The following is a 23,370-nucleotide window of genomic DNA, read 5'->3' as shown; positions in this document are numbered from 1 at the left end:
CTACAGCGAGCCTTCGCGAATTGCCGTGATGATGGCCGAGAAGTCGTTGCCCGCTCCCCCGGCCTCGCTGAACTTCTTGTACAGCTGCGTGGCCAGCGCGCCCATGTGCGCGTCGGTGTCGGTCAGTTGCAGGGCGCTGGCGGCCAGGCCCAGGTCCTTGCTCATCAGGGCCGCTGCGAAGCCCGGGGCATAGTCCCGGTTTGCCGGGGATGAAGGCACAGGTCCGGGCACCGGGCAATTGGTCGTCACCGACCAGCACTGGCCGGAAGCCGAGGAGATGACGTCAAAGAGAGCCTGGTGGCTCAACCCCAGCCGCTCGCCGAGCACGAAGGCCTCCGCGGCACCGATCATAGAGATCCCCAGCAGCATGTTGTTGCAGACCTTGGCCGCCTGCCCGGCTCCGTGCCCGCCACAGTGCACCACCCGCTTGCCCATGACTTCCAGGACCGGCCGGATCTGGTCCAGGTCCGCCTCCTCGGCACCGAGCATGAAGGTCAGCGTTCCCGCCTCGGCTCCCACCACCCCACCGGAGACCGGGGCGTCGGCGCTGCGGTGCCCACCGGCCACCGCCAACTCGGCGGCTTCGCGGGCCTGGGCCACATCAATGGTGGAGCATTCCAGGAACAGCGTATTTGGCGGGGCCGCCTCCAGCAGGTAGTCGCGGTAGGCATCAAGCACGTGCTGACCGGTGGGGAACATCGTAACCACGATGTCCACGCCCTGCGCCGCCTGCGCCCCTTCCTGCACCGTGGTGATGCCCAGGCCGGTGGCCGCTTGAAGTGCCTGGGGCATGACGTCGAAGGCCTTGAGTTCATAGCCGGCTGCGCGCAGGTTTGCCGCCATGGGCAGGCCCATGTGGCCCAGCCCGAGAAATCCGATCCGAGGTTTGCTGTCCATGCCTATTTCACTCCTTAACGCTTACGGTGCCATGTTCGATCAACTCGAAATCCAGTTCGCGCCCGGCCAGGGGCGCCAGGTGGCGGGCCACGCGCTGCTGCGCGCTGAGCCCGTCCACCCGCGCCGCCCACTGTGGGCTGCGGTCCTTGTCGATCACCTGGGCACGGATCCCCTCGCCGAAGTCCGGGTCGTCCAGGCGGTGCACTGCGGCCCGGAATTCCCGGCGCAGGTCTTCGCGCAGGTCGCTGCCCGCCTCCTGCAGCAACACCAACACCAGGTCTACCGAGCTGGGGCAGGCCCGTTGCAGGGCGGCGGCCGCCCGCTGCGCCGCCGGATCCTGGTACCGCTGCAACTGCTGGAGGATATCCACCGGTTCCGCGGCCTCAAACGCCGTGATCCACGGTTCGGACAGGATCCCGGGGGCCGGCTGGCTGCGGTGCTGGTTGAGCACCTGGTCCGCCGACAGGGTTTCCAGCTCCCGCAGCAGCTGCGGCAACAGGCGCTGTTCCACGTGCACGTCGGCCAGGCCCAGTTCGATCGCGTCGGCCGCCCCGACGCTCTGTCCCGTCAGCGCCGCGTAGCGTCCCGCCGAACGCGGCGCGCGCGCCAGCAGGTGGGTGCCGCCCACGTCGGGAAAGAATCCGATGGAGACCTCTGGCATGCCGCATTTGCTGGCCTCGGTGACCACACGGTGGCTGCCGTGGGCCGAGATGCCTATGCCCCCGCCCAGAACGATCCCGTCCATGAGGGCGATGTAGGGTTTGGGGTATTCGTCAATCAGCGCATTGAGCTGGTATTCAATGCGCCAGAATTCCTCGGTGGACCCTTCGCGGTCGTTAATGTCGCGATAGATGGCAACGATGTCCCCACCGGCACACAGCCCGCGCTCCCCGGCCCCGGTCACTGCGACCTGGTGGATCTGCGGATCATCACGCCAAGCCAGCAAAACGTCGAGCATCTGCTGGCACATCGCGGTCGTCAGGGCGTTCAGCGCACGGGGACGGTCCAAGGTGATTAGCCCCAGGGTGCCGCGCTGTTCAATGCGGATATCGCTCATCTATCAGGCCTTCTCGTGAGGGCGGTCACATGCTACTGACGAATATACTCGGACATCCAAGTATTTTGAAGGGTGCCATCCAAACTCGCTCGCCGCAGCGGCCAGCCCGTGATTTCATCGACCCGGATTCCCGCGCCAAAAATTGATAGGTTGAAGACGTGAAGATTGCGACTTGGAATGTGAACTCCCTCAGGGCCCGCGCCGACCGTGTTGAGGACTGGCTGCGGCGCACCGACGTCGATGTCCTGGCGATCCAGGAAACCAAGTGCAAGGACGAGAACTTCCCCTGGGAACTGTTCGAAAACAACGACTACGAGGTGGCCCATTTCGGGGTGAACCAGTGGAACGGGGTGGCGATCGCCTCCCGCGTAGGGCTGGACGACGTCGAACGCACCTTTGGCGGTCAACCCTCCTTCGGCAAGGGTGGGAAGGATCCGATCCAGGAGCCGCGCGCCATGGCCGCCACCTGCAACGGCGTTCGCGTGTGGAGCCTCTACGTTCCCAATGGACGCGCACTGGATGACGAGCACATGGAATACAAGCTGCAGTGGCTCGATGTGCTGAAGGACAATGCGGCCTCCTGGCTGGAACGGGATCCCGACGCCCAGATTGCCCTGGCCGGGGACTGGAACATTGCCCCAAGGGACGAAGATGTGTGGGACATCGACTTCTTCGTTGAGAACCGGATGACCCACGTTTCCGAGCCCGAGCGCGCCGCGTTCCGGGCCTTTGAGACCGCAGGATTCAGCGACCCGGTGCGCCCCTTCACCGAGGGCGCCTTCACCTACTGGGACTACACTCAGCTGCGCTTCCCGCGTGGTGAGGGCATGCGCATCGACTTCGCGCTAACCTCGCCGGCGCTGGCCGCCCGCGTGAACAATGCATGGATTGACCGTGAAGAACGCAAGGGCAAGGGTGCTTCGGACCATGCCCCGGTGGTTGTGGAGCTCGCCGGCTGATGACTCCGGAGATCTCTGGCCCACTTCAGGAGCTGAGTGCAGCCACCGCTCACCTGCGGGTGTATGAACCGCTGGCCGCTTTTGAGGACTGGGCGCAGAGTATCATCTTGTCCACCCCCAAGCGCGACTGGCAACAATCCGAGGAACATGAAACCCGTCTGCTCTGGACCCGCACGTTGCGCAGGGTTTCGGATCCCTTCCCCCACGACGAGCCGGAGTTCTTCCGCGCGGTAACCGTCGCTGGCTATGACGGTACAGAGCACACGCGGTACTGCCCAGGCCAACTGCCGGCCCGGGCGTTGCTCGCCGCGGAGCAGGCGGAGGAAGCTATGCGCCCGGAGGTTTTTGACCTGCTCGTTCCCCCCGCAGCGCGGGAAGCCAACGCTGTCCGGTTGGACACCAACCGGCTGGCCGAGGACCTGACGCACCTGAACACCCGCACCTCCAGCTGGGGCATCCCCTTGAGCTGGTTCGCGCTCTTCCGCGAGGATGATGAGGTTCGGGTTCACCAGCAGGGCGACAAGTTGCGCTCGGTTCGCCTGCTGACCACGTTTTCGCAGGCAGTGGAGCGACTGTCCTGGGCCCTGAACGTCATGGTCGCGCACGCCGCCCAGGCCCCGCTGTTTGAAGAACTGGGACAATTGGGCACCTGGCTGGAGGGCTTTGACCGGGAGTCGGTGCTTGAACTCGATTACGGCACCCTGGCCGAATTGGTCTGGCCGGACGATTCGGTCAATGACCTGCACCATGGCCTGCAGGCGCTGGAAGAGAGCGACGCCACCGGGGCGGCTGCCGCATACCGGAGGTTAAGCAACCGGTGGCTGGGGCCGCGACATCTGGGACGCGCCAACTAGGGCCGGTCACGGGAGGCGGGTGAGCCTTCGGTCCGCGCCACCGGCAAGCTTAACGCAAAAAGCCTTCCCGAAGGAAGGCTTTTCTTGGCGACCCTGACGGGACTTGAACCCGCGACCTCCGCCGTGACAGGGCGGCGCGCTAACCAACTGCGCTACAGGGCCATGTGATTTGGATTGCCACCCAAACGACATAGTAAAACCCTCGGTCACCCGAGGGCTTGCGTGGCTCCGACCGGCGTCGATCCGGTGACCTTTCGATTTTCAGTCGAACGCTCTACCAACTGAGCTACAGAGCCTGGTATCGCCATTGCTGACGGACACCCGGTATCCAATTTCTTGGAAACCTAAGCGACCCTGACGGGACTTGAACCCGCGACCTCCGCCGTGACAGGGCGGCGCGCTAACCAACTGCGCTACAGGGCCTTGCTATTGCAAGCCGGTGAATTACTCCACCTGGCAATCGATAACGATTGCTTGTACCCCCAACGGGATTCGAACCCGTGCCGCTGCCGTGAAAGGGCAGTGTCCTAGGCCGCTAGACGATGGGGGCCTATGATCTGCTGCGGTTTCTTGCGTCTCCGCTGCGGACTTCAATAACTATACGTGGCATTTTTTGATTTCGCAAAACGAGCTCCACCCCTCCCGTGGCGCACCCGAAGACCCTTCGCCGCCATCTTCCAACGTAGTCTGGAGGCATGGATTTGCAGATGCCCGACGAGGAGTTTGACGAGCTGGTCCGTCAGGCGATCGAGGCGATTCCCGCCTCTGCCCAGCGCATGATGGATAACGTCGCCTTCTTCATTGAAGACGAGTACGAACCCTTGCCCGGAGAACCGGAAAACACCGAGATTCTGGGCATCTATGAGGGCATCGCCCTCACCGAGCGGGACCACGACTGGGCGGCGGGTGCCATGCCGGACCGGATCATCATCTTCAAAAACCCAACGCTGCGGGTCTGCCGATCACCTGAAGAAGTGGTACGGGAAGTGGGCATTACCGTTATGCACGAGCTCGCTCATCACTTCGGCATCGATGACGCCCGACTGCATGAATTGGGCTGGGGATAGCTCCGAAGGCGGCGCAAAGTTTTTTGAGATCTGCGTCACCAGGCAGGTTCCCGCCGCAGGGCGAGACCGCCGCACCCCACGCCGATCGCGACCGGATCAAACCGCGAATCCCCTTGAGAGCCTATCTATAGGTAACGGACGAGAGCTGCCGGAGAGGGGCCGCACCCGACGCCATCCGACCCAGCCCGTGTTGGATCCAGGGCCACCGCCCGGGCTCTTTCCGACAGCGAATGCAGGACGCTTCCTTATACCGAATCGCAACAATCCTCCAAATTCTGCGACCTTCATGCGGAGTTTAGCGAGGCCCAGCACTAGCTCAAGGAAACCCAATCTCTTTCATGCATACCAAAAGTCCTCATGTCACACCGTTTCGGAAGAATCTTCCAGCAATGTAATTCATGTGACTGGTGTGACGAGTGTTGCCATCGGTTACGGAATTGGCCTAGTGTGCTAGTTGGAACCTTATCCAAACCGTGACCTTTGAGACGGATTTCGAAGGCTTCATAACAACGGATGCGGGCACCACTCATCATCATTCAAAACTCGTGAGGAACGACCACATGCCTAAACGCCACACGCTCAGCGTCGCTGCATGCTCCCTTGCCCTGGCTGCCACCTGCCTCGCCGGCGCCATTCCGGCCGCGGCCTCCAGCCAGCCATCTGTTACCTCATCCTTCACGGTCCCGGCAGCACCAGAAGGTTCGAGCATGCCCACTGCCGCAGAGGTGGAAGCCGCCAAGGGCGACAAGGCCGCGACCGACGCCATGATCAGCCGACTGGAGAGCTCACTGGCCGCCAGCCGGGATCAGCTGGAGCAGGCGGAAGCTGAGGCACTGCAGGCGCAAGATGTTCTACTCACGGCCACCGAAGAGCGCGACGCCCGCGTTGCCGAGGCCGACCGGGCCCGCGAGCAGGTGAAACTGGCCAAGACCTACTTGGACCAGAGCCGCGAAGCCGTTGGAAATATCGCGGCCGACCTGTACCGCGGCGGCGCAAGCTCCTCCACCCTGGGCATTCTCCTGCAGGACGACGAGTCCAACGACGTGTTCTACAAGGCCGCAACCATTGATGCGCTGAGCCAAAGCCAATCCCACAAACTGAACTCCGCCGCTGAAGCGCAGGCCCTGGTCGACGCCTGGCAGGATTATTCGTCTGCAGCCGAAAAGGCGGCAAAGAAGGCCACCGAGGACTACGATCAGGCTGCTTCGACCGCCAACTCCACGTTGAACCGCTACGAATCCGCCGTGGATCCGCAGCGCAAGCTGCGCGACGAACTGATCGGTCACCTGGCCACCCTGCAAGAGCAGGAAGAAGCCGAGGTTCGCAAGCAGGTCGAGAAGGCTGAAGCCAAGGCGGACGAAGAGAAGCTTGACTCCGTCATTGCCCAGGACACTGAGCCCAAGGTTGAGGACAACGAGCAGGCCCCGACGGTCGGGCAGGTCACTCCGCTGACGGTGGAGAAGCCTCAGGAACTGGCTGCCAGCGAGCCGGAGGACTCACAGGAGCAGGACAAGCCGAACGTGGCGCCAACTCCGGAAGTCGAAACGGAGCAGGCCGAGGAAGAGAAGCCTCAGGAAGCAGCCAAGCCGGCCCCGAAGCCGGAGCAGAGCAAGGCACCCGAGCCAGAGCAGCCAAAGGCCGAAAAGCCGAAGGCCACCGAGAAGCCCGAGGAAACCAGCAAGCCGAAGGCGGATAAGCCCAAGGAATCAACGAAGCCAAAGACGGAAAAGCCCAAGGCTGAGAAGCCGAAGGAAACCGCCAAGCCCAAGCCGAAGCCGCAGCCGCAGCCGCAGGCCACTCCGAAGCCTACTCCCAAGCCGAAGCCTAAGCCGCAGCCTAAGCCGCAGGTGACGGAGAAGCCCAAGGAAACCATCACCCCGCAGAGCAGCAGCAACTACTCGGCGGCGATCTCCTGGGCCATGAAGACCGCCAATGACCCGAGCAAGTACTACGTCTTCGGCGCCAATGGCCCGAACGCCTTCGACTGCTCCAGCTTTGCCCAGCGGGCCTTCGCCCAGTCGGGCATCTCCTTGCCACGTTCCTCCACCCAGCAGTACCAGGCTGCCCCGCAGTACGTGTCGCTGAGCCAGTTGCGCCCAGGGGACCTGGTCTTCTCCTCCTCCAACGGTGGGGCTTCCATGTACCACGTGGCCATCTACATCGGCAACGGACAGGTCGTGCACGCACGCAACCCACAGGCCGGCATCTCGGTGACCCCGCTGAGCTACGTCAACAACATCATGCCGCGGGCGGCACGCTACTAGGCACACCCGAAAGGGACAGCCGGCACCCGGTCACAGGGACCGTGGATGGAGCATTCTTCTCGAACTGCCCCGCCCACGGTCCCTTTTCATGCCCCGAACACCTGACCCGGCGGATGCAGGGGCTCCCCAACCCTCCGCGCAACCCCTGACGCCCAGCGGCCGCTGGATCACCGGGGCTTCCCGGCGGTCCAGCGGCCGCTCGTTCAGGGTTCCGGCTACGTGAGTGCCGGAGCGCTGGGTCTTTCTACTGTTCCTCTTCCTCGAAGTCCTTGCGGTCTGCCAGGCGCGGGTCCTCGCTGTCCGGGACCACCATCACCGGGCCCTTCGAGTGGTGCAGCACGCCCTGGCTGGTCGAGCCCAACAGCATGCCGGCAAATCCGCCGCGGCCCCGCGAACCGGTCACGGTCAGCACCGCGTGCTCGGATTCACGGATCAGCACTTCCACCGGAGGGCCGGGGATGACATCGGTTTCCAGTTTCAAGTCCGGGAAATGGGACTTCAGCCAGCGTGCACCGACTTCCATCTGATAGCGCACGTCTTCGAGCACCGCCTCCTGGTCCACGGTGGCCGGCATCCAGGCCAGCGCGGCACTGACCGGGGCCACAGCGCACACGACGCGCAGGGTGATGTCCCGGGCCAGCGCGGCCTCCGCCGCGGCCAGCACCGCGGCGCGGGCACGGTCCGAACCGTCCACACCGACCACGATGGCCTCGCGGCTTTCGATCTCCTGGCTCTCCTGCTCCCTGGCCATGCTCAGCGGCACCACCACGGTGGGGCACTTGGAGTGGGCCGGCAAGGCGGAGGACACCGAGCCGAGCAGGCGCCCGACGAAGCCGCCGCGGCCGCGGGTGCCCACGACCACCAGATCGGCGTCATTGCTCAGGTCCAACAGCACTCCAGCCGGGTCCCCGGATTCAATGTAGGTGCGAACCTGAACGTCGGTGTCCCCTATTTCCTCGCGGGCCTGGCGCACAATGTCCTCGGCGCCGCCACGGATCAAGTCGTCGTCCAGGGTGGAATAGCCCGCGTCCATTGACGATGCGGCGAACACCGGAATGGTGTACGCCGAAACCACGTTCAGCACGGTTCCCCTGCGGCTCGCCTCACGCACCGCCCACTTCAGGGCGCAACGCGATTGCTGGGAGCCATCGACGCCAACGACGATCCCCTCGATCTTCTCGGTTGCGGCAGGTGTCTGGTCGCTCATCAGATTCACTCCTCATAGCCCGGCACTTACATCGGGGTGATTCCCGTTACCCCCAATGTACTTCCATTCTTCCCATTGGTGTGAGTTGGGTCTAATGATTTCACGCACAGCCTACTCATTGCGGGGTTCGGGGTTTTTCGCCGAGGCAGAAAAGCATAGAATTTTTACCATGTCCTCCAGCACCCAAACCCCCGCGACACTTACGTTCGCCCAGCGCGTAGACCGCTATTTCAAGATCTCCGAACGCCAATCAACCTTCTCCACCGAAATCCGCGGTGGCATCGCCACCTTCTTTGCGATGAGCTACATCGTCGTGCTCAACCCGCTGGTGCTCTCCGGGGCCGATGCCAGCGGCACCGAGCTCGGGCTGCAGCGCGTGGCCGCCGTGACCGCGTTCGTGGCCGGCATCCTGACCATCATCATGGGCGTCTGGGCCCGCCACCCCTTCGCCATGGCCACCGGCCTTGGCGTAAATGCGTTTGTGGCCATCACCGTAGCCACCAATCCGGGCCTTACCTGGCAGGACATCATGGGACTGGTGGTCATCGCCGGCGTGGTGATGTTCGTTTTGGTGCTAACCGGCTTTAGAACGGCGGTGTTCAACGCGGTGCCGGCCTCGCTGAAAACGGCGATCGTAGTGGGCATCGGCATGTTCATTGCCCTGATCGGTCTGGTGAACTCGGGTTTTGTGCGCCGCATCCCGGACGCCGCGGGCACCACGGTTCCGGTGGGGTTGGGCTTTGACGGCAAGCTGCTGGGCTGGCCCATCCTGGTGTTCATCGTCGGACTGCTGCTGACCATGGCCCTGGTGGTCCGCAAGGTCAAGGGGGCCATCCTCATCGGCATTGTCGCCGCAGCGGTGCTGGCCAACATCCTGGAGGCCATGTTCGACATCGGCGCCTCCAGCGCCGAGAACCCCAGCGGCTGGTCGCTGGTGGTCCCCTCCCTTCCCTCCTGGACCCTGCCGGATCTGAGCCTGATCGGCCACGTGAACCCGATCGGCGCGTTCTCCTCCCTGGGCGTGACCGCAGCGCTGCTGCTGGCGTTCGTGATCCTTCTGTCAATCTTCTTTGACGCCATGGGCACCATGGTGGGCTTGGCGGCCGAGGCCGGGAACATTGATGAGGAAGGCAACATCCCCGACGTTGAGAAGGTCCTGCTGGTAGATGCCGCCGGCGCCATTGTCGGTGGCGGCACCTCGAGCTCCTCGTCCCAGATTTTCGTCGAGTCCGGCGCCGGCATCGGCGAAGGCGCACGGACCGGGTTTGCCTCGGTGATCACCGGACTGCTGCTGCTGGCCGCCATGTTCCTGACCCCACTGATCTACCTGGTGCCCTTCGAGGCCGTGGCCCCAGCACTGGTGGTGGTTGGCTTCATGATGATCTCGCAGGTCACCAAGATCGACTGGAACGACTGGGGCCTGGCGCTGCCGGCGTTCCTGACCTTCACCCTGATGCCGTTCACCTACTCGATCGCCAACGGCATTGGCGCCGGCTTCATCGCCTTCGTGTTTATCCGCTCAGCCCAGGGCCGGGCCCGCGAAGTGCACCCTCTGATGTGGGTAGTGGCCGCCGCCTTCGTGTTGTTCTTCGGCATTGGCCTGATCGAGCAGCTCACGGGCGTGTAGCCGTTCAACGCCCCTGCGCAGCACGGGTCGAATCCGGAGCGTCGGATGGCGCTCCGGATTCGACCCGTTTGTCGTACACCGGGCCATCCGGCATGCGCCACGGCCGTGATGGGTCAATGTAGACTCACCGACAACGGTCCTGCGCTCCGCGGCGGCCGAATACCACATCCCACCTGCAGGAGGTTACGCGGCATGGGCACCCAATGGATCGAAGTTTTTGCCGGCATGAAGAATCCCGGGATGCGCCACGTGCTGGGGCTGGTGCTCTGCGGCCAGCGAGAGCAGCTGCCCGAGGATCGAACCACCACGAAGAATCTGGAGCGGTGGGAGAAAATTGGCCTGTTGCGCCAGGGGCCGGGCTGGGAGCTGAACGAGCAGCTGCTCACCTCGGCCCTTCGGGCTCGGGCCCGGCCCAAGCCCGAAGGGGTGCAGCGATTTTTCAACGGGCCGCGCCTGCTCTCGCTGCCGGCGAAGCCCGCTGAACGGCACGAGGTGCTGCGCCAGATCCGGGATGCGGCGATTGGCGCTGATGAGGAACTAAGTGAAGAGCGGCTCAACGACCGGCTGCGCACCATCCACCCGGACGTCGCGTTGCTGCGCCGCTACATGGTTGACAGCTTGCTTCTGGAGCGCAGCGCGAACGGCAGCGCCTACCGAAGCACCGGCGCGGCGTAGCGCAGGCTAGCCGCTGATCGGGCTGGCGCCGGCAATAAAGCGGCGCACCCCGGCCCCGGAAATGACCTGGGCCGGCAACGGGGCCATGCGCAGGTTGCGTTCGAATCCGGCATCCAGCGGCAGCGGTTCGTCACTGGCCAAGAACACGATGTTCCCGTAGCGCCGCCCCTTGAGCATGGGGGCATCGGCCACCATGGCCACATGGGCGAACACCTCGCTGAGGGTGGCGGCCTCGGCCCGCGCCCCGGCCAGATCCGCGGTGTCCCCGCAATTGGCCAGGTAGGTGCCGCCCACATCCAGTACGCGCTGCACCTGACGGGCATATTCCAGCGTGGTCAGTTCCACCGGGGTGGTGCTGCCGGCGAAGACATCCCGGATGATGATGTCCCGGCTGGCATCGCTCAGGCGGGGCAGCACCTGCGCGGCATCCCCCACCCGCAGGCGCACCAGTGGGGCCCGGGGCACCTGGAACTGGGTGCGCACCAGCTCGGCGAGCTTGGCGTCAAGTTCCACCACCACCTGCCGGGCGTTGTCGTAGGTGGCTGCCACCCAGCGCGCCATGGTGCATCCGCCCCCGCCCAGATGCAGGACGCGCAGCTTGCGTTGCCGGCCATCAAACCGCTCCGCCGGATAGCCGAAGCCGAACAGCGGTTGCATCCACCGCATGTATTCGAAGTCCAGGAACGTGGGATCATTCAGGTCAATATGCGAGGAGGGCACCCCGTTGACCTTGAGGATGTAGCGTTCGGCCCCGTACGGGTCCGGCTCAATCTCCGCCAGTCCGGTGTCAATCGGGTACTGCCCGGGCAGCAGGGCACCGGTGGTTCTAGCCACGTTTTCGCACCATCCGGATTTCGCGCAGGCCTTCCCAGCAGCCGGCCAGGTCTTCCCCGGTACCGTCCGCCTCAAAACCGTGCTTGGCATAGAAGGCCCGGGCGCGGGCGTTCTGCTCCAGAACCCAAACCAGCGCGTCGCGCCGGCAAAGCACGGTCTCCAGCAGGTGTTCGCCCACCCCGGTTCCATACAGCGGGGAGAGCACATAGAGCATGCCCAGCTCGATCTCGACCCCGGCGTCCTTGTCCTCATCGATCACCGGGGTACCGCCAGCCAGTCCGATGATGGTCCCGTCGGCCAGTTCGGCGATGTAGAACTGGGCGCCGGCCTCAATCCCGCGCTCCCACCATTGGACCTGCGCCTCTAGCTGGTCCTCCTGCTCGGTAAAGAAGGATTCGGGCCGCAGATGCCCATACGCCTCGCGCCATGCCTGCAATTTCATCAGCAGTGCCGGGCGGATGTCCTCGGTCCGGGCCAAACGAATTCGATAGTCGTTCCTCAGTTGCACCACTACAGCGTACGACAGGCCATGCGAGAGTGACCAAGAAACCACGCGGATGGAAAATTTCAGCCATCTCACGGTGGGCGCGCGGATGCTCTCCTACTTAAGTACGATTGAGCGTCCCGCCCGGATTTGAAAGACTGGCATTTAGACAAACACTCGGTGCCCACCGGCACCACGACCCGCCTTGGAGGTGCCCTGACGCGTGAGCAACAATGAAAAGTTCGCGTGGGTGGCCGCCGCCATGGTGACGGGCTTTTCGCTGGTGATCTGCCTGGCGCCCGGGCTGTGGCTGGCGGTGGCCGGGGCGATCCTGCTGATGGGCTGCTTCACCGTCATCGCCCAGCTTGAACGCGGCTCCGCGCAGCTGAACCGCAGGCACTGGTACTACCTGGTGCCGCTGGTGCTGGCTCCGAGCATCTGCGGGCTGCTTTCCGGGCCGGTCACCTTTTGGATGGGCCCGCTCATCGCCGTGGTGGGCGGGGTCGCCACCTATTACCTGGCCCGCAGCTATCCGGTGATCGGTGAGCCGCGCCCTGTCCAGGAGCCACTGGTGGATAGCGAGCACCACGTCTAGCCAGGTTTCTTCGTCTCCTCGGCCCAACGCGCTGCGGCAACCTCCCGCCCCCGCAAACCGGGGCGGAGCACATCGACGGCTGCTTCCCCCTTCGGCTGGCGGGCCGCTACTGCCCGGATTCCTCGATGGCGCTCTCCAGGCGTTCGAGTTTGCCGTGGATCTCACCTTCGTAACCCGGGCGGATGTCGGCCTTGATGACCAGGGAGATCCGCGACCCAAACGGGGCCACGGCCTCGGTGGCCCGCTTGACGACGTCGAAGACCTCGTCCCAGCTGCCTTCAAGTTCGGTGAACATGCTCGACGTCCTATTGGGCAGGCCCGAGTCGCGGACGACCTTGACTGCAGCGGCGACGGCATCGTGGACGGAGCCGTCGGGGTTGCTGCCGGTTCCGGATGGGGCTACGGAGAATGCGACGATCATGGGAAAATCCTTCCTTGGGGCAGGTGGTGTCGATCCCCACTGTGCCACCGTCCCACCGTCATTGTCATCCCTTTGCGTGCGTACGCTACGCGGCCAGCCCGGTGGCCCGCAGCAGGATCGCGGCCCCTGCCCCGGCAATTACCACCAACAGGAACGGGGCCCGCAACAGCAGCGCAATCGCTGCGGCGGCCAAGGCCCCCACCCGGGCGTCAATGACCAAGTCCTGCCCGGAGGTGAACCCGTTCATGGTCACCAGCGAGGCCAGCAGGGCAATGGTCAGGATGCCGGCGACGCGGGACATCACCGGGGAATCCAGCACCCGGCGCGGCACGAAGTAGCCGCACAGCTTGATCGCGAAGGCGCTCACGCAGGCGCCCAGGATCCACCAGCTCAATTCACTCACGGCTTGCCTCCATCAACTTCACGCAGTCTGCCGTGCTCGGTGGCCCGCGGCGCGTGCCGGGACCCGGCCAGGGCGTACAGCACCGCGCCTGCTGCGGCGATCAGGATCGGCAGGCCCGGCGCAGTGAAGGGTACCGCCAGCGCGGTGACCAGCGCCGCACCGATCGCCACCAGGATCGGCTCGGCGCCCTTCAGCCGGGGCCAGAGCAGGCCCAGGAACGCGGCCACGGCCGCGCCGTCAAGCCCCCAGGCGGCCGGGTCCCCCAGGGATTCTCCCAGCAGTGCCCCGGCCAGGGTGAACAGGTTCCACAGGATGAACACTCCAAGGCCCGCGGTCCAAAACCCCCGGGACTTCTCTGCCGGGGAGGACTGGGCCAGCGAGGTAGCCACGGATTCGTCGATGGTCACGTGGGCCATCAGCGGCACCTGGCCAGCCCGCGGACGCAGGGCCTGCTTGATCTGCATGCCGTAGACCGCGTTGCGCACCCCAAGCAGCGAGGCGGCGGTAAAGGCGGCCGAGGCCGTCCCGCCGCCGGCGATCACCCCGATAAATGCGAACTGCGAACCGCCGGTGAACATCAGCGCGCTCAGGGCCACCGTCTGCCACAGGTTCAGTCCCGCGGCGATGGCCAGGGCCCCGAAGGAAATGCCGTACAGCCCTGTGGCAATCGCTATGGACAGGCCCATCCGGGTCGCCGGCGTCAGTTTGCCCCTAGGCATGTCCGGCATCGTAGCGCACCTTGTACACCCCGCGCTTGACGCGGGCCTGACCAATTTGCACCTGCCGCAGCTGGGACACGTGCTGGACGTGCGTTCCGCCGCACGGTTCACTGTTCACGCCCTGGATGCTGACCGTGCGGGTCCCATCCGCGGCGATGGAGCTGGTGACCGCTGCGCCGGCGGCAAGCAGCTCATCGACCCGCCGCTGCAGCCAGGCCTCCGCCGCCTGGCGCTGCTCGGGCTGCTCCACCGGCACATCCAGGCTCTGTGGATCGAAGTCCAGGCGGGCCTGGCCCGGGAAGTGCGAATGCCCGCGGTGCTGCCAGCCGCGCTCCTCACCGGCGAACCCCAACAGGTGCCCCGCGGTGTGCAGTGCGGCATGCAGCTTGCGCCGTTCGGCGTCGATGGTGGCCACCACCCGGTCCCCGACCTGCAGCCCGGTGGTTCCGTGGAGCACCACCAGGGATTCAATGCGCGATACGGTGACCGGTTGGCCATTGACGGTTCCGGTGTCCTCTGGCTGGCCGCCGCCGCGCGGATGGAAGATGTTCGGGCTCAGGGCGATGTACTGCCCCTCGTCATCGGTGCCGGCGGCAATGACCTCCGCCTCGTTCTCAAACAGGTAGGTGTCGAACAGGTAGGCCTGTTCCTGTGGGGATGTTGGCGTGTTCACGTTTTTTAGCTTAGCCGCAGATCACCGGCAAACGTTTGTTGAGCCGGTTCACCGACCGTAACCGAAGGCACGTGCACCGGGCGGGGCGTCTAGGCCAGGCCGGTGGCCCCGCGCAGCCAAGCCGGATGGTTGCTGGTCAGTTGGCGCACCCCCAGGCCGTGCAGGTAGCGCGCGTCCGCCGGCTCGTCAACGGTCCAGACCCGGGGCACCAGGCCTTCACCGATCCACCGCCGGACCAGGTCCTCGTTCCGGCGCACCCAGGCCACGCCCGGCCCGACCATTCCCACGGTGCCGCGGCTGATCAGCTCCAGGCCTTCTTCGACCGAACGCTGCAGCACCCGGTACACCGCGGCACGGTCGGTCTGCCCGCTGGAGAGCAGTTCGTCGACCCATTCGGCGTCCACCTCCGTGATCAGCTGGCACAGCAGTTCGCGGTTGACCAGGTCCGCCAGGTAGCGGTTGGACTCCGGCTCAAAGCTCATCAGGCTCACTTGAATTTGCCCGCTGCTTCCGGCGGCGCCGGTTTCGCGGTTGAACCCGTGGGCGTCGAGCACCTGCAGCACCGCGTCTTCCAGTCCGCGCCCAGCCGGGCTGGGATGCTTAATTTCCACGGCCAGCCCCACCGCGGCATGGCTGTGCTCAATCAGTGTGAGCAGTTCATCCAGGGTGAGCAGCTGCTCGTGGATGTCCCCATAGGCGGCCGGAATCGGGGTGGAACGCAGCACCGTGAAGTCCAGCTCCTTCAGCTGCTTGACGGTGTACTGGGCCACTCGCCCTTCGCCGTTGGAGGTGCGGTTCACGGTGGGGTCGTGGTGGCAGACCACCACCTGGTCCGCGCTGAGGTGCACGTCGCATTCGATTCCGTCCGCACCTTCGGCAATGGCCTGCAGGTAGGCGGCACGGGTGTTTTCGGCGAATTGTGCCGAGCTTCCGCGGTGGGCGTAGAAGAGAGTGCTCATGCCCCTACGCTACTGGCCAGTCACCGCCCGGTGCACGGTCCTCGGGTTGTGTGTTGGCCAAGAGCCGGCGAACTTCGAAAAATGGTCGGCGCACCGGTCGCGGCCCAGCGTGCCAGGGTCTACCGTGCGTTAAAGTGGTGCGCATGTCCCAGCTTTTGGAGCCGCGCGCCGCTGCCCTGCGCCGGATGAAACGCGTGGCCCTGTCACTGCTGCTGCTGATGTTCGTGCTTTTTGTGGCCGGGCTGCTGCTGCAGGGCCTGTGGCCCGCCTTCGCCTATCTTCGGGCGGCCGCCGAGGGCGGGATGGTCGGTGCGCTGGCCGACTGGTTTGCGGTGACCGCGTTGTTCCGCCACCCGCTGGGCCTGCCGATTCCGCATACGAACCTGATTCAGCGCAAGAAGGACGAACTGGGCGCCTCGCTGGGCAGTTTTGTCCAGGAAAACTTCCTGAACCCTGCGGTGGTGGGCCGCAAGCTACTCGAAGCCAGGCTGCTGGCCCGCGCCGGCGGCTATTTGGCCAGCCGGCCCGGAGCGGACGCCGTCAGCGCCCAGCTGCGCACGGTGGCCCGGGGGATGCTGGACACGGTGGATGACGAACAGGTCCTGCCGGTGCTGCAGGCCCTGGCCCGGGACTACATGGTGGCCCCACAGTGGTCCACCACCTTGGGCACCCTGGGGGCCAAGCTGGTGCAGGACGGGCACCACGAGGCGGCCGTGCAGCTGCTGGCCCAACGTGCCCAGGTGTGGGTGGCCGGGCACCCGGAGGTATTTCGTGAGGTGGTCACCGGACGTTCGCCCTCCTGGGTTCCCCGGGTCGTGGATGAGCTGCTGGCGCAGAAGATCCACCGCGAACTGGGCGGGGTGTTGAGCGCCGTGGCCGGGGACCGGGACCACCCGTTGCGCCGGGCGGTCACCGACTGGCTGGCCGGATTCACCCGGGACATGCAAAGCGACCCGGCCACCATAGCCAAGGTGGAGCAGTTCAAGCACTCGCTGCTCGGGGATCGGCAGTTGCGGGAACTTGCGGTCACCGGGTGGGGGTCACTGAAGGCCGGCCTGGATGCCTCCCTGGCCGATCCGGATTCCCCACTGTGCCGGGCCCTGAACGGAGCCGTACAGGACTTTGGGCGTCGACTGCTGCGTGATCGGGCCCTGCGCCAAAGTCTTGAGGCCCGTCTGGTCACGGTGGTGCAGCGGTTCACCGCAGAACACGGTAAGTCCCTGGCGGCTCTGGTCAGCGACACCGTGCGCGGCTGGGATCCGGCCGAGGCCAGCGCGAAGCTGGAGCTGCAGGTGGGCCGGGACCTGCAGTTCATCCGAATCAACGGGACCGTCATCGGGGCCCTGGCCGGGGTGGCCATCTATACCGGAGGGCAGCTAATCCTGCTCCTGGCCGGATAGCCGGGCGGCCCGGCAGGCTACCTCTAGCCCCGGCGTCGGCGGCCGCTGCGGCGCAGGGCCGGCTGCGGAGCCGGCTCAATGACTTCGGCGTCGATGATGTTCGGGTCATCCAGCGCCAGCTGCTGGTCGCTGAGCGTGGGGATTCCGGCGAACGCGTCCGCGGCGGTCTCAATGACCCGTTTGGCCAGGAACCGGTTTCCGGCTCCGCCAATGACCGCCCCAATCCCGAAGGGCACCACCCTGCCCAGCATGCTGGCGGCCTGGGTGCCCAGGATCTTGCGCATGAACTTCTTTTGCAGGGTTCTTTGCATGGAGGTGTAGAAGCTGGTGGGGCGTCCTGCCCCGAATGCCCGGGCCCAGCCCTTGACCGGTCCCCCGCCGCGGCCGGCGGCCTGGGCGGTCAGGCCCGAAATCATCGAACTTCCCTCCTCGCCCATCAGCACCGCCATCACCAGCACCCGGGAGCGCTCCGGATCCTCAATGGCGATCCCGTGCAGTTCGGCCAGGGCCTGGGCGTAGAGCGCGCTGGCCTCCAGGAACCCGAGGGTGGCGGCCAGGGACAGCCCCAGGGCAGCGGTGGTTCCCACCACCGGCACGGCGGCGGTCCCGCCGACCGCTGCACCCGATCCCGTGGCCAGCGCCAGGTAGTCCCGTTCCACGATTTTGGCCAGTTCCGCCGCCGTGGCCTGGGGGTGCTTGCGGTGCAGGCGCTTGAGGTAGGCCAGCACGATGGGACGCTGCACGCCAATGCCCTTGAGGATGGCCTGCTGGACGCCGGAACGGGGTTTTCCGTCGGGTCCGATCAGTGACATGGTGATGGGGTCTTTGCTCATGATGTACCAACTGTAGCGAGCAAGGCTAGAAATTTGCAGGGAAAACGTGGTTCGGATCGACCGGGTGCGGCTGCGGCCGCGCCGCGTTACCCGCTAGTAGGTCAAATCGCTCCAGAGTAGTTCCGGGGTTCCGCTGAGGTTGGGCTGCTCGGTGCCGGGGTTCGACGGGGTCATTTCCTGGTCCCGGATGCTCCCGTGACGGGCGATCTCCAGGGTGTCGGCGGGCAGGATGTAGTTGGTGTCGTCGTGAATGCCCTGCTCGGCGACCCCGAGGTTCTCCAGCATGTCATCCACGGCTTGGTTATTGCCGTGGTTGCGTCCCAGCTCGCCCAGCACGACGTAGGGCTGGTGGTTGCCGGGGGCGGCGCCGCGGTCATCCTGCAGGTAGTCGGCCGCCGAAAGCCAGTCGCCCACGATGCGCAGCTGGTCGCTGTGCCGCGGCGCGGAGTGCGTCAGTTCCTCGCGCACCTGGTCGGTCTGCACGGCGATGACCCGCACGGTGCTGCCACCCACCTTGATAGGTACATCCCAGAGTCCGGATTCCATGACCGGCATGGCCTCGGCGATGGTGCCGTTGAGTCCCGATTGGGGCATGGTGTTCCCCGGCATCTGGAACCAGCGCTGCTTGGTCACGGTCTGCACGTGCTGGGTGTCGATGGGGTGCTTGGAAAGCAGCACCATGGCACCCTGCCCGGGGAATTCGCCGTACCCCCAGGCGTCGGCTGGGCCGCCGACCACCTGGTCGTTGTCCAGGTCGGCGCCGCTGGGGGTGCCCTTGTTGGTGGGCCCGGCGTAGACATAGGGGTAGTTCACCGCCCGCCCACCATCCTGGGCGTGCTTCAGGTACTGGTTGTTCAGGGAGCGGGCCGCTGCCTCATCCGCGTCAATGCCGGTCAGCAGCACCACGTCGGCGTCCGCCTGCTGGATGGCCTTGGCCACCTGCGCGGCCTCGGTGCTGGCGCCCCCGGCCAGGTCGGCGCCGAGCTGGCCCTGCTGTTTGGCGCTGAGGTTCACGTCGAAGGTTGCCACGCGCAGTTTGCCATCCGGTGAATCGACCCAGAGGTCCTCCAACAACTGGGCCCCGAAGGGGTAGGCCGGGTCCTCTTCAATGTCGAAGATCCCGCACTGCTGGTAGTCCACCGGTTTTGGGGTCTGCTCGGCAGCCGGGGTGGTGGGAAAGATCAGGGCGCTTCCCAGGCCAAAAGCTGCAAGGCTAACCGACAAAAACTGCACGTGGCAACCCTACGCTGAACGCGTTGGGGATTTCCAGCGGCTTAATCAGATTGTGATACCAGCTCAGCGGCGCTTTTTGCGTTGGCCTGAAGCACTTCCTCCATATAGGGGGCGCGCACCAACGGGGAAATGCGCGCATCAACCAGGCAGACGCCGTTGGCGCCTGCCCCAACCCATGCACGAACTTGCTCCAAGTCGGATACGCTCTTCACGGTGATCCCCGTGGCTCCAAAGGCGGTGGCCAGGGCGGCGAAGTCCACGGTCGGAATCAGCATTGGATCCTCGTGCAGCCCGATCGAGCCATACTGGTGGATCTCGGCCCCATAAGCGGAATCGTTATAGATCACGATGACCCCGCTGCTAACGGTCCGCACGATCGACTCCAGGTCCGAAAGGGACATCAGGAACCCGCCGTCCCCGGCGGCCAGCACCACGGTGCGCCCCTCGGCCACCGGGGCGGCGCCGACCATGGAAGCCGCGCCCAGGCCGATGGACTGGTAGGCGGTGCCCACGCAGCTCAGCGACCGGGTGCCGCTGGTGGACCAGTACATGGGGCCCCAACCGATGAAATGCCCGCCGTCCTGCACCAGCAGCCGGTTCTCCGGCAGGATTTCCTCCAGTTCACTGGCCACTCGGCGGGGATCCAGCAGCCCATCCGCGGCCACCGGGTCACCGGCCGGGCGGGCACGTACCGCCGTTAGGTCCAGCCCGTCACAGTAGCGCCGTCCTCCGGCCCGTTCCTGAAGCAGGGGCAGCAGCTGGTCCAGGGCCTGTCCGGAGTCGGCGCTGGCAAAGACATCCACGCGCGGGCTGGTGGCGGTCGGGGCGACATCGATCTGGATGACCCGGGCCGCCGGGTCGAACAGCTGCCCGAAGCGCATCTGGAACTGGTTCAACGACGCACCGAGCACCAGCACGGTGTCGGCCTGTGCGATGAGCTGCGCCGCGGCTTCGGTGGAAAAGCCCCCTGTGATGCCAAGATCGGCGGGACGGGCCAACAGATCACGGGCCAGCAGGGTGCCGGAGCTGGTGGCCCCGAGCTTGTCGGCCAGCCGGGCCATGGGTCCGGCTGCGTCCAGGGCACCGCGGCCGTAGAGCACGTGGGGGCGTTGTGCGGCGTTGAGCAGCGCGGCAATCTGCTGCAGCTGTTCCTCGCCCAACCGCGGAGCCGGCGGGTCAAAGCTGTACTGACCCAGATCCCAGGGCCCTTCCTGGCTTGCCGGGGCAGCCGCCAGGTCGTAGGGGATCGCCAGCACCACCGGGGTGCGTTCACGCAGTGCGTGGGCTGCGGCCTGCAGGGCGGTGTGTCCGGGATTCTGGGCGTCCACCGTGTAGGTCACGGCGCGTACCGCGGTGTTAATCGCCGTTTGATCCACGTCCCAGCCGCGCAGCCCACCGGTGGGCGCGTCCCCGGCTACAAAGAGCACCGGGGTGTTGGCGGCCGCGGCCTCGGCGAGCGCGGTCACGGCGTTGGTGAAGCCGGCGCCGTAGGTGGTGGAGGCGATGGCGAGTTTGCCGCTGAGCCTAAAGTGGGTGTCGGCGGCGGTGACGGTGGCCTGTTCGTGGCGAACGGCGGTGTAGTCGAAGCCCTGGCGGACCGCGGCATCCAGGAAGTGGGCGTTGCCGTTGCCCATCAATCCGAAAATCTGCGGGGCGATCGGCTTCAGGGCGCGGGCGATTACAGCTGAGACGCTGGACATCATGGACTCTTTTCACGAAATGCTGATTGAGAAAATTCCATATATGTCTGCCGCTACCGTTCGCTACCGGAGAGCCGTCAGCGGGTATCGCCCCTTTTGAGAGCGCCGGAAACCGCAAAACGGTTCCTGACATTCAATAGGATAAGGCATGCCGCGCGCCGAAGACCACACCCGGCCGGTGCCGGCGCCGGAGCCTAGCCCCCAGCCTGGCGATGTGCAGTTTTGTGACGGCGCACCAGCCGTGTCCTGCGGTACCCCCGCCACCGAAGGCTGACTAGGAAATTTGAGCAGAAACCGGCACCGTGCCAGTCCGGTGGCGCACTGTACGGGCTCCGGCGACGGGGCGCGGGCATCGGGCGGGGATAAACTTTGAGGTATGTCGAATCCCGCACAGCATGCCATGACCCCCACCGAAGCGTGGAAGAAGCTCACCGAAGGAAATCAGCGGTTCATCAAGGGCCACACCGAACACCCGAACCAGGACGGGGATCGACGTCAATCCCTGGTCGACGGGCAGGAGCCGTTCGCCGTGATCTTCGGCTGCTCGGACTCGCGCCTGGCCGCCGAGATCATCTTCGACGTCGGTCTGGGGGACGTCTTCGTGGTGCGCACCGCCGGCCACGTCATCGACTCGGCGAGCCTGGGCTCGCTGGAGTTCGCCGTGGACATCCTGAACATCCCGCTAATCGTGATCCTGGGCCATGACAGCTGCGGCGCGGTCACCAGCGCGATTGACTCCAAGCGCAGCGGCACCCTGCCCAAGGGGTTCATCCGCGATTTGGTCGAGCACATCACCCCGTCGGTCTTCGCGGCCGAGCGCAAAGGGCTGAGCGATGTGAACTCCACCGTGGTGGAACACGTGCGGGAGACCTCCGAGCGGCTCGTGGACCGTTCACGCATCATCGCCGACGCCATCGATGAGGGACGCACCGCCGTTGTGGGCGTCACCTACCACCTGGCCGATGGAGAGGCCCAGGCGGTATCCCGCTTCGGCCTGCAGGCCCCGGTGCTGGACTAATCCTGTGGACCCCGGCTTCCCGATAGTACGGGCAGCCGGGGTCCTTTTGCCGGTGTACCGGCCGGCCGCCGTATCCTACTCGGCGCGGCCCAGCGTGTGGGCCAGCAGCTGGGGCAGTTGCGCGGTACGGAAGCGGTGCCCGGCCTGCAGCAGCTTCTCCGGCACCACCCGCTGGTCGGCCATGGCCAGCAGCTGCGCGCCCTGGCGTCCGAGCACCAGGCGCGGCGCGAACTGGGGCACCGGGATCACCGCGGGGCGATGCAGCGTGGCGGCCAGGTCCGCGGAGAAACGCTCATTGCGCACCGGATGTGGGCTCACCGCATTCACCGGGCCGCTCAGTGAACGGTCCCACAGCGCGCGAAGGTAGATGTCGAGCAGATCATCCAGGCCAATCCAGGACATCCACTGCCGCCCATGGCCCAGCTTGCCACCCAGGCCGGCCGCGTAGAGCGGGCGCAGCACCGCCAGCATCCCTCCGCCGCTATCCAGGACGATTCCGGTGCGGACCTGCACACGGCGCATCCCCTGGCTGCTTCCCTCCTGGGCCGCGGCCTCCCAGCGGCGCACCACCTGGCTGAGAAAGTCATCCCCGCCGCTGCCGGCCGCAGCCTCTTCGGTCCATTCCTGGTCCCCGCCGGCACCACCGTAGTAGCCGATCGCCGAGGCGCTGATGAAGGTCTGCACGCCGCTGTCGGCGGCCAACCGGGCAAGCCGGGCGGTCGGCTGAATGCGGCTGGACTCGACGGCGTGCCGGTGTTCCTTCGTGAAACGGCCAAAAATACTGGCCCCGGCCAGGTGGATCACCGCATCGCACCCTGCAAGCAGCCGGGGGTCGGGGTTGGCCGGATCCCACAGGCGCTCCCCCGGCCCGGCGGGGGCCGAGCGCACCAGACGGATCACCCGATGCCCGCCGGTGGACAGCAGGGCGGCCAGGGCCCGGCCCACCAGTCCGCTGGAGCCGGTGATTGCGACCGTGCCAGAACCCAGTCCGGCGTCGGCCGCCTGCTGGTGCGCGGCGAAGTCCCCGAGCAGCTGGCGGTGCCGGTAGGCGAGCATGCGCACGGTGGAGGAGGCCGGCATGCTGGAGTCAATCCGGTCGACCACCCGCGTGTGCCCGGTACCGACCGGTTCAAAAAGGTGTTCGTGGCGCCAGTGCAGCACCCTGGTGGGCAGGGACCGCCACCCTTGGGGCTCCAGTTGGTCGACAAAGCGCCGGCCCGGAATGTACTGCCGCGGCTGATGCCGGGCCACCCACTGCACTCCGGCTGGAAGCCGCAGCAGCGCGGTGCCGTCACGCAGTGATCGGGCTTCTTGTTCCACCTTCAGCGGCAGCCAGGGCGGCAGCAGGCGGCGCACCGCGCCAGGCCGGGAGAACCAGGCCACCACCTCATCGATGGGCTGGGACACTTGCACGGCGCGTTCAATGCTCATGTCCCAACCCTAGCGGAGAACCAGGCGGCCCGAGCGGTCTCCTGCCGCGGCGCTCAGGGC

The 23,370-nt window shown here is 65.9% G+C and carries 23 protein-coding genes and 4 tRNA genes; 9 read left to right on the top strand and 18 right to left on the bottom strand.

Annotated features, from left to right (window positions below):
• Together mmsB and AC6I21_RS00905 are read right to left on the bottom strand one after the other, a co-directional pair.
• Positions 1-897 (bottom strand): 3-hydroxyisobutyrate dehydrogenase, encoded by an 897-nt coding sequence (gene mmsB / locus AC6I21_RS00910; RefSeq protein WP_346921838.1) that lies wholly within the window; start codon positions 895-897, stop codon positions 1-3.
• Positions 898-904: 7 nt separating this feature from the next.
• Entirely contained in the window at positions 905-1,954 is a 1,050-nt protein-coding gene (locus tag AC6I21_RS00905) for a 3-hydroxyisobutyryl-CoA hydrolase (protein ID WP_497762909.1), read from the bottom strand.
• A 158-nt stretch (positions 1,955-2,112) separates the two neighbouring features.
• Between AC6I21_RS00905 and AC6I21_RS00900 the strand changes: the two genes are divergently transcribed.
• Both AC6I21_RS00900 and AC6I21_RS00895 read left to right on the top strand, forming a co-directional pair.
• Positions 2,113-2,913: an exodeoxyribonuclease III gene (locus AC6I21_RS00900; protein WP_138174611.1), complete on the top strand. Its 801-nt coding sequence runs from the start codon at positions 2,113-2,115 to the stop codon at positions 2,911-2,913.
• Complete coding sequence (locus AC6I21_RS00895; protein ID WP_138174613.1) at positions 2,913-3,767, top strand: DUF8083 family protein; 855 nt, start codon at positions 2,913-2,915, stop codon at positions 3,765-3,767. Before AC6I21_RS00900 ends, AC6I21_RS00895 begins: the two co-directional genes overlap by 1 nt.
• A gap of 85 nt (positions 3,768-3,852) precedes the next feature.
• On the opposite strand, the gene AC6I21_RS00890 is transcribed toward AC6I21_RS00895, so the two are convergent.
• From AC6I21_RS00890 to AC6I21_RS00875, 4 genes are all read right to left on the bottom strand, one after another.
• Positions 3,853-3,929: transfer RNA gene (locus tag AC6I21_RS00890), tRNA-Asp, on the bottom strand.
• 61 nt (positions 3,930-3,990) lie between these two features.
• Positions 3,991-4,063 (bottom strand) — tRNA-Phe (locus tag AC6I21_RS00885).
• 53 nt (positions 4,064-4,116) lie between these two features.
• Positions 4,117-4,190, bottom strand: a tRNA-Asp gene (locus AC6I21_RS00880).
• Positions 4,191-4,244: 54 nt separating this feature from the next.
• Positions 4,245-4,317, bottom strand: a tRNA-Glu gene (locus AC6I21_RS00875).
• A 145-nt stretch (positions 4,318-4,462) separates the two neighbouring features.
• Between AC6I21_RS00875 and AC6I21_RS00870 the strand changes: the two genes are divergently transcribed.
• Positions 4,463-4,834, top strand: coding sequence for a metallopeptidase family protein (locus tag AC6I21_RS00870; protein ID WP_138174615.1), 372 nt, complete (start codon positions 4,463-4,465; stop codon positions 4,832-4,834).
• Positions 4,835-5,541: 707 nt separating this feature from the next.
• Positions 5,542-7,098 carry an NlpC/P60 family protein gene (locus tag AC6I21_RS00865; protein ID WP_497762908.1) on the top strand — a complete coding sequence of 519 codons (1,557 nt, stop codon included), beginning with the start codon at positions 5,542-5,544 and terminating at the stop codon, positions 7,096-7,098.
• 244 nt (positions 7,099-7,342) lie between these two features.
• Here AC6I21_RS00865 and AC6I21_RS00860 read toward each other — a convergent pair whose 3' ends face one another.
• Complete coding sequence (locus AC6I21_RS00860; RefSeq protein ID WP_138925458.1) at positions 7,343-8,305, bottom strand: universal stress protein; 963 nt, start codon at positions 8,303-8,305, stop codon at positions 7,343-7,345.
• 169 nt (positions 8,306-8,474) lie between these two features.
• Here AC6I21_RS00860 and AC6I21_RS00855 point away from each other — a divergent pair, with 169 nt between their 5' ends.
• Positions 8,475-9,932 (top strand): NCS2 family permease, encoded by a 1,458-nt coding sequence (locus AC6I21_RS00855; protein ID WP_054821227.1) that lies wholly within the window; start codon positions 8,475-8,477, stop codon positions 9,930-9,932.
• Positions 9,933-10,124: 192 nt separating this feature from the next.
• On the top strand, positions 10,125-10,607 hold the full coding sequence (locus tag AC6I21_RS00850; protein WP_497762907.1) for a DUF2087 domain-containing protein: 483 nt from the start codon (positions 10,125-10,127) through the stop codon (positions 10,605-10,607).
• A gap of 6 nt (positions 10,608-10,613) precedes the next feature.
• On the opposite strand, the gene AC6I21_RS00845 is transcribed toward AC6I21_RS00850, so the two are convergent.
• Both AC6I21_RS00845 and AC6I21_RS00840 read right to left on the bottom strand, forming a co-directional pair.
• Positions 10,614-11,441: a spermidine synthase gene (locus tag AC6I21_RS00845; protein WP_497762906.1), complete on the bottom strand. Its 828-nt coding sequence runs from the start codon at positions 11,439-11,441 to the stop codon at positions 10,614-10,616.
• Complete coding sequence (locus tag AC6I21_RS00840; protein WP_497762905.1) at positions 11,434-11,949, bottom strand: GNAT family N-acetyltransferase; 516 nt, start codon at positions 11,947-11,949, stop codon at positions 11,434-11,436. The genes AC6I21_RS00845 and AC6I21_RS00840 overlap by 8 nt, the downstream gene beginning before the upstream one ends.
• A 199-nt stretch (positions 11,950-12,148) precedes the next feature.
• On the opposite strand from AC6I21_RS00840, the gene AC6I21_RS00835 reads away from it, so the two are divergent.
• On the top strand, positions 12,149-12,520 hold the full coding sequence (locus AC6I21_RS00835; RefSeq protein ID WP_054821225.1) for a hypothetical protein: 372 nt from the start codon (positions 12,149-12,151) through the stop codon (positions 12,518-12,520).
• A gap of 106 nt (positions 12,521-12,626) precedes the next feature.
• Here AC6I21_RS00835 and AC6I21_RS00830 read toward each other — a convergent pair whose 3' ends face one another.
• The 5 genes from AC6I21_RS00830 to AC6I21_RS00810 form a co-directional block, all read right to left on the bottom strand.
• On the bottom strand, positions 12,627-12,941 hold the full coding sequence (locus tag AC6I21_RS00830; RefSeq protein ID WP_054821224.1) for a thiamine-binding protein: 315 nt from the start codon (positions 12,939-12,941) through the stop codon (positions 12,627-12,629).
• Between the two features lie 85 nt (positions 12,942-13,026).
• Positions 13,027-13,344 carry an AzlD domain-containing protein gene (locus AC6I21_RS00825; RefSeq protein ID WP_138174627.1) on the bottom strand — a complete coding sequence of 106 codons (318 nt, stop codon included), beginning with the start codon at positions 13,342-13,344 and terminating at the stop codon, positions 13,027-13,029.
• Positions 13,341-14,063 (bottom strand): AzlC family ABC transporter permease, encoded by a 723-nt coding sequence (locus AC6I21_RS00820; RefSeq protein WP_138174629.1) that lies wholly within the window; start codon positions 14,061-14,063, stop codon positions 13,341-13,343. The genes AC6I21_RS00825 and AC6I21_RS00820 overlap by 4 nt, the downstream gene beginning before the upstream one ends.
• Positions 14,056-14,736: an alanyl-tRNA editing protein gene (locus AC6I21_RS00815; protein WP_497762904.1), complete on the bottom strand. Its 681-nt coding sequence runs from the start codon at positions 14,734-14,736 to the stop codon at positions 14,056-14,058. The genes AC6I21_RS00820 and AC6I21_RS00815 overlap by 8 nt, the downstream gene beginning before the upstream one ends.
• An 89-nt stretch (positions 14,737-14,825) precedes the next feature.
• Positions 14,826-15,695, bottom strand: a complete 870-nt coding sequence (locus AC6I21_RS00810; RefSeq protein ID WP_497762903.1) for a glycerophosphodiester phosphodiesterase — start codon at positions 15,693-15,695, stop codon at positions 14,826-14,828.
• A gap of 143 nt (positions 15,696-15,838) precedes the next feature.
• On the opposite strand from AC6I21_RS00810, the gene AC6I21_RS00805 reads away from it, so the two are divergent.
• Positions 15,839-17,095: a DUF445 domain-containing protein gene (locus AC6I21_RS00805; protein ID WP_497762902.1), complete on the top strand. Its 1,257-nt coding sequence runs from the start codon at positions 15,839-15,841 to the stop codon at positions 17,093-17,095.
• 23 nt (positions 17,096-17,118) lie between these two features.
• On the opposite strand, the gene AC6I21_RS00800 is transcribed toward AC6I21_RS00805, so the two are convergent.
• The 3 genes from AC6I21_RS00800 to AC6I21_RS00790 all read right to left on the bottom strand — a co-directional run bounded on the left by AC6I21_RS00800 (position 17,119) and on the right by AC6I21_RS00790 (position 20,864).
• A complete protein-coding gene (locus AC6I21_RS00800; protein WP_138174637.1) occupies positions 17,119-17,928 on the bottom strand; it encodes a hypothetical protein in 810 nt (269 codons plus the stop codon).
• A gap of 93 nt (positions 17,929-18,021) precedes the next feature.
• Positions 18,022-19,161 (bottom strand): endonuclease/exonuclease/phosphatase family protein, encoded by a 1,140-nt coding sequence (locus AC6I21_RS00795; RefSeq protein ID WP_497762901.1) that lies wholly within the window; start codon positions 19,159-19,161, stop codon positions 18,022-18,024.
• 41 nt (positions 19,162-19,202) lie between these two features.
• A complete protein-coding gene (locus tag AC6I21_RS00790) occupies positions 19,203-20,864 on the bottom strand; it encodes a thiamine pyrophosphate-binding protein (protein WP_497762900.1) in 1,662 nt (553 codons plus the stop codon).
• Positions 20,865-21,237: 373 nt separating this feature from the next.
• Here AC6I21_RS00790 and AC6I21_RS00785 point away from each other — a divergent pair, with 373 nt between their 5' ends.
• Entirely contained in the window at positions 21,238-21,879 is a 642-nt protein-coding gene (locus AC6I21_RS00785; protein WP_497762899.1) for a carbonic anhydrase, read from the top strand.
• Positions 21,880-21,954: 75 nt separating this feature from the next.
• Here the strand turns inward: AC6I21_RS00785 and AC6I21_RS00780 are convergent, their stop codons facing one another.
• Complete coding sequence (locus tag AC6I21_RS00780) at positions 21,955-23,310, bottom strand: TIGR01777 family oxidoreductase (RefSeq protein WP_497762898.1); 1,356 nt, start codon at positions 23,308-23,310, stop codon at positions 21,955-21,957.
• Between the last annotated feature and the right edge of the window lie 60 nt (positions 23,311-23,370).

The sequence above is a fragment of the Glutamicibacter sp. St.4D3 genome (genome assembly GCF_059728615.1).
The sequence above is the reverse complement of the archived record's forward strand: the minus strand, read 5'-3'. Positions and strand labels throughout refer to the sequence as shown.